The organism is Rivularia sp. UHCC 0363 (assembly GCF_034931125.1).
Classification (GTDB): Bacteria; Cyanobacteriota; Cyanobacteriia; order Cyanobacteriales; family Nostocaceae; genus Rivularia.
The window spans coordinates 34,613-49,202 of sequence record NZ_JAYGHM010000005.1; the positions used below are offsets into that span (position 1 = coordinate 34,613).

At 40.2% G+C, this 14,590-nt stretch carries 11 protein-coding genes; 7 read left to right on the top strand and 4 right to left on the bottom strand.

What is annotated here, in order from left to right:
* The first annotated feature begins 805 nt into the window (after window positions 1-805).
* From VB797_RS04350 to VB797_RS04365, 4 genes are all read left to right on the top strand, one after another.
* A complete protein-coding gene (locus tag VB797_RS04350; RefSeq protein WP_323236416.1) occupies window positions 806-2,878 on the top strand; it encodes a prolyl oligopeptidase family serine peptidase in 2,073 nt (690 codons plus the stop codon).
* 315 nt (window positions 2,879-3,193) lie between these two features.
* The gene (locus tag VB797_RS04355) at window positions 3,194-3,436 is read left to right on the top strand and encodes a hypothetical protein (protein ID WP_323236417.1); all 243 of its coding nucleotides are present in this window, start codon (window positions 3,194-3,196) and stop codon (window positions 3,434-3,436) included.
* Window positions 3,426-3,653 (top strand): hypothetical protein, encoded by a 228-nt coding sequence (locus VB797_RS04360; RefSeq protein WP_323236418.1) that lies wholly within the window; start codon window positions 3,426-3,428, stop codon window positions 3,651-3,653. The genes VB797_RS04355 and VB797_RS04360 overlap by 11 nt, the downstream gene beginning before the upstream one ends.
* A 345-nt stretch (window positions 3,654-3,998) precedes the next feature.
* Entirely contained in the window at window positions 3,999-6,761 is a 2,763-nt protein-coding gene (locus VB797_RS04365) for a pitrilysin family protein (RefSeq protein WP_323236419.1), read from the top strand.
* Window positions 6,762-7,055: 294 nt separating this feature from the next.
* On the opposite strand, the gene VB797_RS04370 is transcribed toward VB797_RS04365, so the two are convergent.
* Window positions 7,056-7,667 (bottom strand): Uma2 family endonuclease, encoded by a 612-nt coding sequence (locus tag VB797_RS04370; protein ID WP_323236420.1) that lies wholly within the window; start codon window positions 7,665-7,667, stop codon window positions 7,056-7,058.
* 112 nt (window positions 7,668-7,779) lie between these two features.
* The gene (locus VB797_RS04375; protein ID WP_323236421.1) at window positions 7,780-9,132 is read right to left on the bottom strand and encodes an N-acetylmuramoyl-L-alanine amidase; all 1,353 of its coding nucleotides are present in this window, start codon (window positions 9,130-9,132) and stop codon (window positions 7,780-7,782) included.
* Between the two features lie 204 nt (window positions 9,133-9,336).
* Here VB797_RS04375 and dnaG point away from each other — a divergent pair, with 204 nt between their 5' ends.
* The gene (gene dnaG / locus VB797_RS04380) at window positions 9,337-11,334 is read left to right on the top strand and encodes a DNA primase (protein WP_323236422.1); all 1,998 of its coding nucleotides are present in this window, start codon (window positions 9,337-9,339) and stop codon (window positions 11,332-11,334) included.
* A 219-nt stretch (window positions 11,335-11,553) separates the two neighbouring features.
* Here dnaG and VB797_RS04385 read toward each other — a convergent pair whose 3' ends face one another.
* Window positions 11,554-12,054 carry a pentapeptide repeat-containing protein gene (locus VB797_RS04385; RefSeq protein ID WP_323236423.1) on the bottom strand — a complete coding sequence of 167 codons (501 nt, stop codon included), beginning with the start codon at window positions 12,052-12,054 and terminating at the stop codon, window positions 11,554-11,556.
* Window positions 12,055-12,070: 16 nt separating this feature from the next.
* On the opposite strand from VB797_RS04385, the gene VB797_RS04390 reads away from it, so the two are divergent.
* Window positions 12,071-12,526 (top strand): YraN family protein, encoded by a 456-nt coding sequence (locus tag VB797_RS04390; protein WP_323236424.1) that lies wholly within the window; start codon window positions 12,071-12,073, stop codon window positions 12,524-12,526.
* An 85-nt stretch (window positions 12,527-12,611) separates the two neighbouring features.
* Here the strand turns inward: VB797_RS04390 and VB797_RS04395 are convergent, their stop codons facing one another.
* On the bottom strand, window positions 12,612-13,001 hold the full coding sequence (locus VB797_RS04395; RefSeq protein WP_323236425.1) for a hypothetical protein: 390 nt from the start codon (window positions 12,999-13,001) through the stop codon (window positions 12,612-12,614).
* 333 nt (window positions 13,002-13,334) lie between these two features.
* Between VB797_RS04395 and queA the strand changes: the two genes are divergently transcribed.
* Window positions 13,335-14,444, top strand: coding sequence for a tRNA preQ1(34) S-adenosylmethionine ribosyltransferase-isomerase QueA (gene queA / locus VB797_RS04400; protein ID WP_323236551.1), 1,110 nt, complete (start codon window positions 13,335-13,337; stop codon window positions 14,442-14,444).
* The last annotated feature ends 146 nt before the right edge of the window (window positions 14,445-14,590 follow it).

Sequence of the window (14,590 nt, forward strand, 5' to 3'; positions counted from 1 at the left end):
ATCGCTCGTTACAACCAGCTCGCTCGTTACAACCAGCTCGCTAAAAGCAACCAGCTCGCTAAAAGCAAACAGCGAGCAAGATGCTCGCACTACTCCTCCACCACATTAATTCTGATGGGTAACACATTCGTAGTGGGAGCCGGAAAGCTCTCTATTTGTGACGAGCGACCAAGATGGTCGCACTACACAAACCCCTCATAACTTATGTGGTGGAGTACTACTATTCGATTGCATAATTTTTGATGGGTTCGTTTTATCGTAAATGTCGGGAGACGTAGCAGTGCGGAGATCTCTACGAACCATCAAAATTAATAGAAAAGACCACTAATAGCTGATTGCATTAATTCCGACGGGTTCTGCGTGCTGACTTTAATCCCAAATCCGCAGCGCTGAGCCACTTACTATGAACCTTTATTACCCATCAAAACTAATGAAATGGACTATTACATTGCCATAGAAGATGTTGGGTTACGGCGCAATATAGATTTTTTTTGATCCTTAGATGCTTATGCGCCTAACCCAACCTACAGATATATACTGCCTTCACAATAAACTTCTGACTTTCCCCGTATCTTCTGATATTCGGGCAATAAATCAAAAAATGCGTAAAAATGAATTTCTTATGTATATCATTGAGAGACGTTATAGACGATAACGTACTTGCTCTATGTGTTTGAAATTCAACCGCTAAGTCTGAATGAACAAACTGTTTAAGCCTCTGCCTAAATTTTTAGTTATTTTCTTGACAACAGTTATTATTTGTACATTTTTGTACCATGTAAAGGTACCTTCTTCCCAGAAACACATGAGTACTGTACAAAAGTTAAACTACCCAACAACTAGTAAAAGCGAGCAAGTTGATAATTACCACGGTACCGAAGTTGCAGATCCCTACCGTTGGTTGGAAAATCCCGATTCTCCAGAAACTAAAGCTTGGGTGGAAGCGCAAAACAAAGTTGCTTTTGGTTTTCTCGAACAAATCCCAGCGAGAGAGGATATCAAGAAACGTTTGACGAAATTATGGGATTACGAAAAATATGGAGTTCCTTTTGAAGAAGGGAATCGCTACTTTTACTTCAAGAATGACGGTTTGCAGAATCAAAGCGTTTTATATACTTTAAAAAGTCTCGAAGAGAAACCAAGTGTTTTATTAGATCCTAATAAACTTTCAGAAGACGGTACTGTTGCTCTTTCAGGTATATCTATTAGCGATGATGGTAAATATTTAGCTTATGGTCTATCAATTGCTGGCTCTGACTGGCAGGAATGGAAGGTTAGAAATATTGAAACGGGTGAAGATTTAAAAGATAATTTAAAGTGGATAAAATTTTCCGGTGCTTCTTGGACGAATGATAGTAAAGGTTTTTTCTATAGTGGTTATGATGCACCAAATGAAAAAACCAAGTTAGAAGAAGTTAACTATTATCAAAAGCTTTATTATCATCAATTAGGTCAACCTCAATCGGAAGACACTTTAATTTACCAACGTTCCGATGAGAAAGAATGGGGTTTTAACGGTAGCGTTACCGAAGATGGACGTTATTTGATTATTTCAGTTTGGTTAGGAACTGATTCTAAAAACTTAGTTTTTTACAAGGATTTAAGCAATCCCAAGAGTAAAGTTGTTGAATTGATTGATAAATTTGAATCATCTTACAGCTTTATTGATAACGACGAGAATGTTTTTTATTTTCAAACCGATTTAAACGCATCGCGAGGCAGAGTTATTGCTATTGATACTAAAAATCCGGAATCTAAATGGCAAGAAATAATTCCTCAAACTGAAGAAACCTTAGAAAGTGTCGGTACTCTTAACAATCATTTTGTTGCTGAATATCTTAAAGATGCTCGCAGTCAAGTTAAAGTCTTTGAAATAAACGGTAATTTTCTTAGAGAAATAGAATTACCAGGTATTGGTTCAGTAAGTGGTTTTGATGGCAAACGAAACGACACCAAAACATTTTATATTTTTACCAGCTTTACCACACCAGGAACTATTTATCGTTACGATATGGTAACAGGTGAAAGTAGCGTTTTCCGCGAACCAAAAGTAGATTTTAACGCCGATAATTACGAAACCAAACAGATTTTTTACAAAAGCAAAGACGGAACCCAAATACCAATGTTTATTACCCATAAAAAAGGAATTAAACTAGATGGAAAGAACCCCACATTCCTTTACGGTTACGGCGGCTTCAACGCTTCCTTAACACCAACCTTCTCAGTTAGCAGCTTGATATGGATGGAAATGGGTGGAGTTTACGCTATGCCTAATATACGCGGTGGTGGTGAATACGGTGAAGCATGGCATCAAGCGGGAATCAAAGATAAAAAACAAAACGTCTTTGATGACTTTATCGCTGCTGCGGAATGGTTGATAGATAACGGTTATACGAAATCCGAGAAATTAGCGATCGCCGGTGGTAGTAATGGTGGATTATTAGTTGGTGCCTGCATGACACAGCGTCCGGATTTATTCGGTGCAGCGCTACCAGCAGTAGGTGTGATGGATATGTTGCGCTTCCATAAATTTACCATTGGTTGGGCATGGGTTCCCGAATACGGTTCCTCGGAAAATCCCGAAGAATTCAAAACCCTTTATGCTTATTCACCTTTGCACAACTTGAAACCCGGAACCGCTTACCCTGCAACTTTAATTACAACAGCAGACCATGATGACAGAGTAGTACCCGCACATAGCTTCAAATTCGCCGCAGCACTGCAAGCAGCCCACGATGGAGAAGCACCAGTATTAATAAGAATTGAAACAAAAGCTGGACATGGAGCGGGTAAACCGACGACGAAGATTATTGAAGAAGCAGCCGATAAATGGGCTTTTTTGGTGAAGACATTGGGGATTGAAGGGGTGAAATTTTAGTTCGTAGTTTGTAGTTTGTAGGTTGGCTTCACGGCACAAAGAAGATAATAATTTAAACGAGTAAAGCGTGTATAGTGCCGTAACCCAACATTTATTATCGGTATATCACAATATTTTAAATCCAACAAAATATCGTTTATCCACAGAGGTAATGTTGGGTTACGACACGATTGAAATGGATTTTTTTACCCATCAAATTTGTTTTCGTGTCCAACCCAACCTACTAACTACTAACTATTTTTAGTTTTCTGTGAATGCGTAAGTCTTACGAGCTTATTAAATGGGTAAAACCTGAAAAAAAAGAAATCAACAACAATGAAAACAAAACAGCCCACAGTTAACAAAAATGAGAAGTTAAGAGCTATTGCTTACAGCATGGATTTACTAATACCAGGCATTTATATCTGGTGTCCCTGGTTTACATTAAAAATAGGTGGTAGCAATCCAGATGACAATCCTTATAGATATCCCGGTATGATTCACAGTTCTACTGGTGTTGCAGTAGTACTACCGGGTTACAAAATATTTACTTCTTATCAAGATAGTTATGACGCTTGATAAACACACAATACAGGGGTTAAGTGCATTTACTACTAAAACACTACCATCAAACGAATTTGAAAAAAGAATGTTTAATGCGGGATATTTTGAAGTAGGCTCTGCACCCGGTCAAGGTGGAAGAATTAAAGTATGGTGGTCACATGATGAGTATCCCAGAGTTGAATCAATATATAGTCCCAATAGAAATATAGTTTTGACAGCTTATCATGTTTGAAAAAGGCAGTTAGTAGGTTGGCTTCACGGCACAAAGAAAATAATAATTTAAACGAATAAAGCGTGTATAGTGCCGTAACCCAACATTTATTATCGGTATATCGCAATATTTTAAATCCAACAAAATATCGTTTATCCACAGAGGTAATGTTGGGTTACGACACGATTAATATAATTTTTTTTACCCATACAATTTGTTTTCGTGTCTAACCCAACCTACTGACTGCAAAATTGGATAAATGAAGCGATATACCACAGCCATTACCCACGCAAGCTTTCAAGTACTAAACTAATAAGAAAAAAGACTCGTATTTTCTCCTACTCATATTATCGGGAGTAACCCAGTATGTCTTTCCGCCGCTTGCGTCCATATATCGTTGTCGGCTTGTGTCTCAGCTTATTGCTAAGTGTGGTGCTGTTGCCGAATTTTACCAACGCTGTAACACCAACCACCGCAACTGTTTCTGGAACATCGCTGACTCAGGGAGTGCGTCAAACATTATTAGATAACGGTTTAACCGTGCTAACTAAGGAAGTCCATACCGCTCCTGTAGTTAGCGTCCAGGTTTGGTATAAAGTTGGTTCGCGCAACGAAGGTGCGGGGGAAAACGGTATTTCTCACCAACTCGAACATTTAATGTTCAAAGGTACCACCGAACGTCCGATCCAGTTTGGACGGCTTTTAAGTGCTTTGGGCAGTCAGTTCAATGCTTTTACCAGTTACGATGAAACTGCCTACTTTAATACAGCCCAGCGGGACAAACTTACGGCATTACTGAGTTTGGAAGCAGACCGCATGGAAAACAGTTTAATTGGTTCTGAACAACTCAAGAGTGAGAAGCGGGTCGTTATTTCGGAGTTGCAAGGATACGAAAATTCGCCGGGATACCGTCTGAGTCGGGAAGTCATGCGAAAGGCTTTTCCCAGCCGAGCTTATGGTTTACCCGTGGGTGGAACGAAAGCGGATGTAGAGAAATTTACGGTTGAGCAGGTACGCAATTATTACCAAACTTACTACAGCCCGGATAATGCGACCTTGGTAATTGTTGGGGATTTTGCCACACAACCAGTCCTCAAAACTGTCAAAGAAACTTTTGGTAAGCTGCCCAAACAAGGAAAACGAGTGGCTGCAAAACCAACGGTGAATACTAATACAAAAGAAAAAACGCCGATCGTTCTCAAACAGCCGGGAAGTGCAGCATTACTGCAAGCCGTATATCCTTTACCAGATGCCAAACATCCCGATGTGCCAGCAATTGATATCATGGATACAATTCTTACGGGTGGTCGCAGTTCGCGGTTTTACCAAGCTGTAGTGGAATCCGGATTGGCTAGCTCGGTGAGTGCAAGTCCGGTAGAAATGATCGAACCTGGCTGGTACGAAATCAACGCAACAGCCGCTCCAGGTCAAGAATTATCTAAAATTGCCCAAACTATAGAGCGATCGCTAACTCAATTACAACAACAACCAGTTACCGCAGAGGAGTTACAGCGAGCCAAAACCCAACTTGCAGCTTCCTTTATATTGGGAAATCAAGACATCACCTCTCAAGCATCGCAACTGGGATACGCTCAAACAACCGCTGGAGATTATCGTTATATTGAAAAATATTTGGCAGGAGTAGCTAAAGTTACAGCCGCCGACGTGCAGCGAGTTGCGAAAACCTACCTCAGTCCTGACAAGCAAACTATCGGTTTCTTCGAGCCAACTCAAACTAGTGATGCGGCAAACTCCACCGCATGTTCCGGTCGCACTGTGGAGAACTTTAACCCCGGTAAACCTGTAGATCCAGCCGAACTAGCTAAATATTTACCCCCAGCCACATCAGCCACCGTAGACAGCAAACAACCGCTACCGGAGCAGTTTACCCTCAAAAACGGGTTAAAATTTTTGCTACTACCCGATAAAAGCGTTCCCACAATCAACCTCAGCGGACAAATTGATGCTGGTAACGAATTTGACTCGAATCAAAAAGCAGGTTTAGCAAGTCTGACAGCCGATAACTTGATGAATGGTACTAAGACCCAAAATGCTTTGACCTTAGCCAAAAAGCTAGAAGACCAAGGAGCCAGTCTTGGTTTCGGGTCTAACCGTGAAGGAGTCAGCATTGGCGCTCAAGGACTATCGGCAAATCTGCCAGTAGTGATCCAAACCTTAGCGGATGTCGTGCAAAATGCTACCTTCCCAGCCGACCAACTCGAACTCAGTCGTCAGCGAGAATTAACCAGTTTAAAAGTCCAGCTAGATGACCCCAGTGCATTGGGAAGACGAGAATTTCAGCAGGCAATTTACCCGTCCAATCATCCGTTTCACAGCTTTCCCACATCTGAAAGCCTCAAAAGTATTACCCATGAGGATGTAGTTAAGTTTTATCAGCAACATTACCGACCGGATACCACAACGATCGCTTTAGTCGGTGACTTTGAGCCAATCCAGGTTAAAGCCTTACTACAACAGGCATTTGGTAAATGGCAAGCCCAAGGAAAACCGCCAACTCTGGCATTTCCCCCTGTGTCGCTACCGTCAACTACAGAACGCTTAAACAAACCGATTCCCGGTAAAGCAGAAGCCGTTACCTACATTGGTTACAGCGGGATTTCGCGCCGAGATCCGCGTTACTATGCAGCGTTGGTACTGAACCAAATTTTGGGTGGAGATACATTATCCAGCCGTTTGGGAACCGAAGTGCGCGATCGCCAAGGTTTGACCTATGGAATTTACAGTGGTTTCGCGGCTGGTATAAATCCCGGACCCTTCCTGATTCAAATGCAGACTTCTCCAGAAGATGCAGCAGCAGCAATTAATAGTACCTTAGCTTTGCTCAAACAGTTGCAACAGCAAGGAGTCACCGCAGCCGAATTGAATACAGCGAAGCGATCAATTACCGAAAGTTACCCCGTAGATTTAGCTAGTCCGAGCAACGTTGCGGGTATTACTTTAAGCAACGCAGTATACGGACTTTCCCCAGCGGAAATCCGAGAATTTCCCCAGCAAATTCAAGCAGTTACCCAAGCTCAGGTAAAGCAAGCAATCCAAGAGTTAATTCATCCAGATAAGGTTGTGATTGTCACAGCAGGTTCTAATACTGCTGCTAAAGGTAATAGATAAAAATATTCCTCATCCGATGATTTAATTTTTACCAAATAATCATGTAGAGACGGCGTGCACAATGCAACGTCTTTTTGATTTCATGGAATATACGATTAAATATTGGATAAATTTAAGTTATTAGTTGGTAGCTTGGGTTTCACTGCGTTTAACCCAACAGTGCAAATTTAGCTAGTTTTACCAAATCTAAGCAGAAGTAATGTTGGGTTACGACACGGTTAAAATGATTTTTTTATCCACAAAATTCGTTTTCGTGTCTAACCCAACCTACTAACTAATTTCGCAACTATATAATCACTCCGAGTCATTTCCTACAAAGTCAACTTGTTCGTAAAGGTCACTTAATGTAAATTGAAAATCAACAGTTTCTAAAGAAAATAAGGCAGATTCGCCTTCAATTTCATCAAAAATCCATTTACCATCGGCAGTTTTCACATAATGCATTACATGATATTGATATTGATTTATTAAAATATATTCTTTGAATTCAGGAATCGAACGGTAATATAAAAACTTATTTCCTTGGTCGTAATTTTGTGTTGATTTTGATAAAACTTCTGCAATTAATGAAGGATTCATAACGGTAGTTGTGTTGTTTCCCGTGTAAACAGGTTGTCCCTCTATTAGCATCACATCAGGATAAGTATGCTGACGATATTTAGGTATCCATAAACGCACATCGGCTATATAAATCCGAAAATTTTGCTTTTTGGTAGCGATTTTCAAAGAAGTAGCCAAATTTAGAGCAATTTGATTGTGATTGGTAGTCCCACCCGTCATTGGTATAATTTCTCCATCGCGGTACTCACTCTTAAATTCTGCTTGTTCTTCCAGTTCTAAATATTCTTCCGGGGTGTAGAAGCGTTTGACTGTTTGTACTTCTTTCGTCATAGTTTTTATTTTCATAAAATATCATCTATATATTCCATCATAATTTTAAACCCTAAAATCCTTGTGGGATGGGCATCTCTGCCTGTATTCCCCATCTTCGATTAGAATGAAACTTAATGTAATCCCCCTATAACAACCCTGCCGATTCATACAACCGCTTCACCAAAGCGACAATCTTCTCCCCATACTGTGAATCTGCCTCCCATCTGCCTGATAAATCAGTTACTAACGGTGCTATACCCCGCGTCACAAACCGAAATCTGGGGTCTACAACTTCCTGGGCTAAAGGTTCCAAACTAGCGTATGCTTTTAAATGTTGAATATGAGCGCGAACGCCAATTCTCGCACTAGAAAATGTCGCCGTTTCGTTTCCACCACCGATAGTTGCTAATCCGGCAAAATTATTTTGTTGGGGTTTAATATCATCACCAAAACGTAAAAATGAAGTTTCTAAACACATTTGACAAAAAGCAATATCGTGATTTACTCCTTCAATTGCAGCTTCTTCTCTATAAAGTTTAGGGATGTCAGGAAACTTCACCAAAGCCTCTTGATTGTTATCTCTTAAAAATATTTGTAACTGTACTTCTGAAGTTGCACCACGAGAGATGATTTTTTCGATTTGATTAGGGCAAATAGCCAAATTTGATTTTAAAATTACGGTACGGCTGGCAGCATCCCAAGCTATTGATATATTAAATTCTCGTAATTCTATTGCTTTGACATAAACCACTCTCCGGTAGCTAATCCGACGCACGTTAGGAGCTTTTGTTAAATCAATTTGTAAGCGGTCTACTAAATCTATAGGAATATAGGCATTACCATTAATTAATATTCCTTGCTCTGCATAATTTTGCCCGTTAATTTTAATATTTATGGCTGGATAAGTTGGCTCCGATGGTGGAGTTGAACCTGGATCGATCGCACGACTCCATGCTACAACCCCATCGGCTATACCCACCGCAAATTCCCGACGACGGGTTTGTAATAAAGCCCGGTCTTCGGGACTGCTCAAAAAGATAACCTGCATTAACAGAGAGGCGATCGCCACTTGACGGGTAAACATCAACTGTCCCATCCCAGTTGCAGTATCCGGCTTCACCCCCCGGCTATTTAACTGTGGAACCCGCCGCAGCAGCCCCATTAACAGAGTTTCCGCATTACTTTTACGTTCTTCATTATTAGAAATATAGTAGACGCTCGCGCCGTTTACAGCAGGGCTAGAAGCCGAATCCGCTTGAATTTCCACAGCTACATCATTGCGACGAGCGCGGGAATTGATCCATTCAATACTTGCTCTAGCACTCAAAGAATCTGGAACCGAAAGAACTTCAAACCCACGCGCCCTTAATTCAGTTAAAATTAAATCCCGTAGTAAAATCATTTCCTTGGCTTCAGTTGTGCCACCAGCAATAGAACCAGGGTCTATACCACCAGCTTCCTTGCCTCCGTGACCCGCTGAAATAAAAACACGTCCCATCTTCAGTATTTCCTCTGAATAAAAGTTATCGTAAAAGATTGTTTACAACATTTTCGGTACTGGGGACAAGCATATAATATTTCTCTATCTGAAATTGTTAGATGTAGAGCATGGGTAATTGGTAATTGGTAATTATTAACTCATAACTCTTAACTCTTTAAATCTAAAATCTAAAATCCAAAATTATATAACTCCTGACTGATTATGCAAATTCCTCGCTTGCACCAAGATACGATTGAAGAAGTCAAACAACGGGCTGACATTGTTGATATCGTTTCCGAGCGAGTTGTTTTACGCAAGCGTGGTAAGGATTTTTTGGGTTTGTGTCCTTTCCATAATGAAAAAACTCCTAGCTTCAGCGTCAGTCCCAGCAAGCAGATGTATTACTGTTTTGGCTGTCAAGCTGGGGGGAATGCGATCAAGTTTATGATGGAGTTGGATAAACGCTCTTTTGCTGAAGTTGTATTAGATTTAGCACGACGCTATCAAGTACCCGTACAAACTCTAGAACCAGAACAGCGACAAGAATTACAGCGTCAAATATCGGAACGTAAACAAGTATACGAAATTCTTGAAGTGGCTTCGCGTTTTTATCAACACGCTTTATGGCAACCAAGTGGGGAAGCTGCGCTACTATATCTCCAACAACAGCGTAAATTAACTGATGAAACTATTAAGCATTTTGAATTAGGTTATGCTCCGGTTGGTTGGGACATTTTATATAGTTATTTAGTAGAAGATAAACGCTATCCGGTGCAGTTATTGGAGAAAGCCGGATTAATTAAACCACGTAGCTCCAAGGGAGCAGCTTCGCTAACGGAAGGTAGGGGTTATTATGATGCCTTTCGCAACCGTTTAATGATTCCGATTTACGATGTTACGGGGAAAGTAATTGCCTTTGGTGGTCGAACTTTAGGAGATGAACAACCTAAATATTTGAATTCACCAGAAACCGAAGTTTTTACTAAAGGTAGAACCTTATTTGGTTTGCATAAAGCGAAGGAAGGTATTTCCCAATCTGACCAAGCTGTGGTAGTGGAAGGATATTTTGATGCGATCGCTCTCCATGCTGTAGGAATTAATAATGTTGTCGCTTCTTTGGGTACGGCTTTAAGTATTGAGCAAGTACGTTTGGCAATGCGTTACAGCGATTCTAAGCAGTTAATCCTCAATTTTGATGCCGATAAAGCCGGAACTATTGCCGCAGAAAGAGCAATTGGTGAAGTTGCGGAGTTAGCTTATAAGGGTGAAGTACAATTAAAAATTCTCAATATTCCCGATGGTAAAGATGCCGATGAATATCTGCTTACTCATACTTCAGAGGATTATCGAAAGTTATTAGCTGATGCTCCTTTATGGTTGGATTGGCAGATTGACCAAATTACTAAAGATGCCGATTTGAAAGTAGCTACAGATTATCAAAAAGTCTGCCAGCAAATGGTTAAGTTATTAAAGAATATAGATAATACCGATACGCTAAGTTATTATGTTTCTTTCTGTGCAGAAATACTTAGTTTAGGGGATACCAGACTTACTCCATTACGAGTAGAAAATTTATTGACTCAAATTTCTGCTCATAATTCTCAAAAAGGGGGAGTAACTTATAAAAGTCAAAATGCTGCTCCTTTAAATCGCGGTTGGAGTAATGCACAACGTGAAAATAATACTGGGAAAGCTCTCAATCAAATCGTTAGAGAACAAAGCCTTTTAGAACAAGCGGAAGGCTTATTATTACTAATTTATTTACATTGTCCAGAATATCGGAAAAATATTAGCGAAACCTTAGAAACAAGAGATATACAATTTAGCTTGTCTCATCACAGATTTTTATGGCAGCAAATTATAGATATTCAATTAGGGAATCTTTCAAATACAAATTATTCCGCAGAATTAATCTCGACTCTACAAGATAGGTATTTAGAATTTCCCGAAGAAATGCAAATGATTTCTCATTTATTCCATTTAAGCGAAACAGACCAAAAACAGATAATTAGGACTCCCGTTCAGATTTTAAGAGCAACTCTGAGCATGGAAAGAGTATTACGAGAAAAACGCTTCCGCCACTTTTATGAACTTTGGCAGAAAACCGATCCAGAAACAGAACCGGAACGATATCAATCTTATTATCAAGCTTTTATGACTGAAAAACAACAACTCAGGGAATTAGATAAACAGCGATGTTTTAATGTGGGAGAGTTTTAAATTTTGGATTATAAAAAGACTTTGTAGGGTGTGTTACGCATTGACAGAAAATACAAAATATGTGTGTCGGGACCACATCCATCGTAGGGGTTTAGCAGTAGGGGTTTAGCACTGCTAAACCCCTACATATGACTATATACTCATAAACTATCAAAGCCTGAATTGACCTCTAATCGTGTCATACCATAATCAATTTGTACAGTACGTAAGTCCTAGAAACTATGGACAATATAAGGTATCGCGAGTATTGCGTCCTGTGGTGGAATTGGTACCTTTGGCTAATTTACACAATTTATCTTGCTCGTCTTTACGTAACAGCACATCGGTAAAATCGGCACCATCAATAATCGCACCGTCGAATCTAGCATTAGAAGCAAACGCACCTTCTAAGACTGCATTTGTCAAATCTGCTTCTACTAAACGTGCGGAATCTAAAGTTGCATATCTCAGGTTGGTATTCCTCAAATTCGCTGACTCCAAATTAGTCGCAAAAAATCTTACTCCTTGTAAATTAGAATTACTAAAGTTGCTATCGCGAAGATTTGCTTTAGTAAAACTAGAATCAGTTAAATCGCGATCGGAGAAATCGGCTTCGATTAATATTTCTTTGTCGTAATCTAATGCAAAAGCTTGGGGAGTTAGACTTGATGGCAAGATACACATTCCCCAAAATAATAAACTCAGTATACTTACCTTAATCCAGTTGTTAGTAAAAATCATGATAATTTAGCTGCTCATGGCTCACCACTCTTCTTCCCATTATCCCGATATAGGTGCTTTAGGTGAAGACCTAACAACTCAATGGCTTAAATCTATAGGTTGGACGATTCTACATCGTCGCTGGCACTGTCGTTGGGGAGAAATTGATATTATTGCCGAAAGGGAAGATGATTCGGGTACAGTTATATTAGCATTTGTGGAAGTCAAAACCCGCTCGACCGGTAATTGGGATGCTGGAGGAAGAATGGCGATCGCACTTCCTAAGCAAGCTAAACTTTGTCGCACCGCTGCAATGTTTCTGGCAACTTTTCCGCAAAAAGCTGACTATCCTTGCCGATTTGATGTAGCCTTTGTTTGCTGTCAGAGAAAAATAACTCAAGCTAATGCCTTAGCTAATTTATCAGCATCAGGATATTATTTAACTCTACAAGAATATATTCCCGCAGCATTTGAATATTCAATTGACAATTAGCAATATTTATGGTAGACAAAAACATTAATTACCGATTATCAATTAATCACTACCTCGCTGTAATAGGTAAATATAACAGCGATTGTTACGCTAAAGTTTCCGGACAGTAACCCAACCCTCTCACAAATTGTTGTCGGAATGCTTCAATTTCTTCTTTGTCAGGGCTACCGTGAGAAACAATCGCGACTTGATAGCGACGCATGACCTCAACAGGATTTTGTTGGGCTTCCAAACTCCACAGTGCCATTTGGACTCGCATTGGAGGTTCGTAGCGAATTCCTAGTTCGTTCAAGAAAGCCCGAATATCACCATCTAGATCGGCAGAAATTGGATAATCGAGCTTGACTCTAACCACCCAACCATCTATTTGATGAATTACGGTGATAAAGGAAACAGGGACTCGGGATCTAGCGTGCAAATATTGAACAACCCTTAAAGTTAAACTGGCATTTGCCAGATAATACAAATATTCCATCTTAGTGCTTGGGATCAAAGCCAACTCTACATCTCTACATTTCTATATTGATATACAGACCTCGAATTTCGGTAGGGTAAAAGCCCCCGTTTTTGGATGGGGAGGTTTACCCAATTTTTATCATCGAGATTCCGTATTACTTAAACATACTCCAAGCGATAGTATGCTTAATCTTACTTAAGGCAGAGACTTTAGATTTCCTTTATAAACTATAATCCAGATTTTTTCGACTAAAAAGCCTAAATATCAATGCAGCAACCACCAAACGTGAGCAAACACAATTCTTCTGAGTCAGAAACCGATTTGTCTCAAGGTATTTACTCTTCAAGTCAAATGACTACAGATGTCGATATCGACCGTTCCCTCGACGGATATGACTACGATTTACCCCCGGAATTAATCGCTCAAAATCCTGCCGTTCCCAGAGATAGTTCGCGGCTGTTAGTAGTAGATTCCCCGAACACTGGTATTAAAAAGTTACCAGACCAGCGCATTTTTCGAGATTTACCAGTAATTCTGCGTCCCCAGGATTTACTAGTAATGAATGATACAAAGGTAATACCGGCGAGGCTATACGGACGTAAAACTACGGGAGCGCAAATAGAAGTTTTGCTGTTGTCAGAATTGCAGCACAATTGTTGGTTGGCTTTAGTGAAGCCGGGAAAGCGGTTTAAGCAAGGTAGTGAGATTATTTTTGAGCCGAGGAAAGATTTAGAATCTTGTCAGGAATTAATTGCCAAAGTTTTGGGGACAGACGAAGCTACAGGAGGACGGTTGCTGCAATTTGATTTACCTCCTGGAACATCTTTGATTCAGCTATTAGATGTATTTGGAGAAGTACCTTTACCGCCTTATATTACACAGAGTAGTGCCGAAAGCCAGCAGTATCAGACAGTCTACGCTGAAAATCCCGGAGCAGTTGCAGCACCAACAGCGGGACTGCATTTTACTCCCCAACTATTAGAAAACTTGCAGGAATCCGGAATTAATCGAGCTTTTGTGACCTTACACGTCGGAGTCGGAACATTTCGTCCTGTGGAAGTAGAAGATGTAACGACCCATGAAATGCATAGAGAATGGATTGAAGTACCAGCCCAAACAGTAGAGCAAATCCGCGACACCAAAGCCAAAGGTGGAAGAGTTATTGCAGTCGGAACAACGGTAGTACGTGCATTAGAAGGAGCAGCTAAAGAGAAAGGAGAATTACAGCCATTTTGCGGTGAAACCAACTTATTTATCTATCCCGGCTATAAATGGCAAGTAGTAGAAGGCTTGATTACCAACTTTCATTTACCTCGTTCCAGTTTATTGATGTTGGTAAGCGCATTAATTGGGAGACAAAGATTATTGAATGTTTATCAGGAAGCGATCGCATCTCGATATCGTTTCTATTCCTTCGGTGATGCGATGTTGATTCTGCCGGAAGCAGTTATTAAAGGTTAAAGGTTAAAGGTTAAAGGTCAAAGGTCAAAGGTTAAAGGTTAAAGGTCAAAGGTCAAAGGTTAAAGGTTAAAGGTCAAAGGTCACAGGTTAAAGGTAATAACTTCTTCTTCATCTCCCCTATCTTTCCCTCACTCCTCACTCCTAAC

Bases quoted from the DNA above. Each gene is read 5' to 3' on its own strand.
- VB797_RS04350 (WP_323236416.1), top strand. From the start codon at position 806: ATGAGTACTGTACAAAAGTTAAACTACCCAACAACTAGTAAAAGCGAG.
- VB797_RS04355 (WP_323236417.1), top strand. From the start codon at position 3,194: ATGAAAACAAAACAGCCCACAGTTAACAAAAATGAGAAGTTAAGAGCT.
- VB797_RS04360 (WP_323236418.1), top strand. From the start codon at position 3,426: ATGACGCTTGATAAACACACAATACAGGGGTTAAGTGCATTTACTACT.
- VB797_RS04365 (WP_323236419.1), top strand. From the start codon at position 3,999: ATGTCTTTCCGCCGCTTGCGTCCATATATCGTTGTCGGCTTGTGTCTC.
- VB797_RS04370 (WP_323236420.1), bottom strand. From the start codon at position 7,667: ATGAAAATAAAAACTATGACGAAAGAAGTACAAACAGTCAAACGCTTC.
- VB797_RS04375 (WP_323236421.1), bottom strand. From the start codon at position 9,132: ATGGGACGTGTTTTTATTTCAGCGGGTCACGGAGGCAAGGAAGCTGGT.
- dnaG (WP_323236422.1), top strand. From the start codon at position 9,337: ATGCAAATTCCTCGCTTGCACCAAGATACGATTGAAGAAGTCAAACAA.
- VB797_RS04385 (WP_323236423.1), bottom strand. From the start codon at position 12,054: ATGATTTTTACTAACAACTGGATTAAGGTAAGTATACTGAGTTTATTA.
- VB797_RS04390 (WP_323236424.1), top strand. From the start codon at position 12,071: ATGGCTCACCACTCTTCTTCCCATTATCCCGATATAGGTGCTTTAGGT.
- VB797_RS04395 (WP_323236425.1), bottom strand. From the start codon at position 13,001: ATGGAATATTTGTATTATCTGGCAAATGCCAGTTTAACTTTAAGGGTT.
- queA (WP_323236551.1), top strand. From the start codon at position 13,335: ATGACTACAGATGTCGATATCGACCGTTCCCTCGACGGATATGACTAC.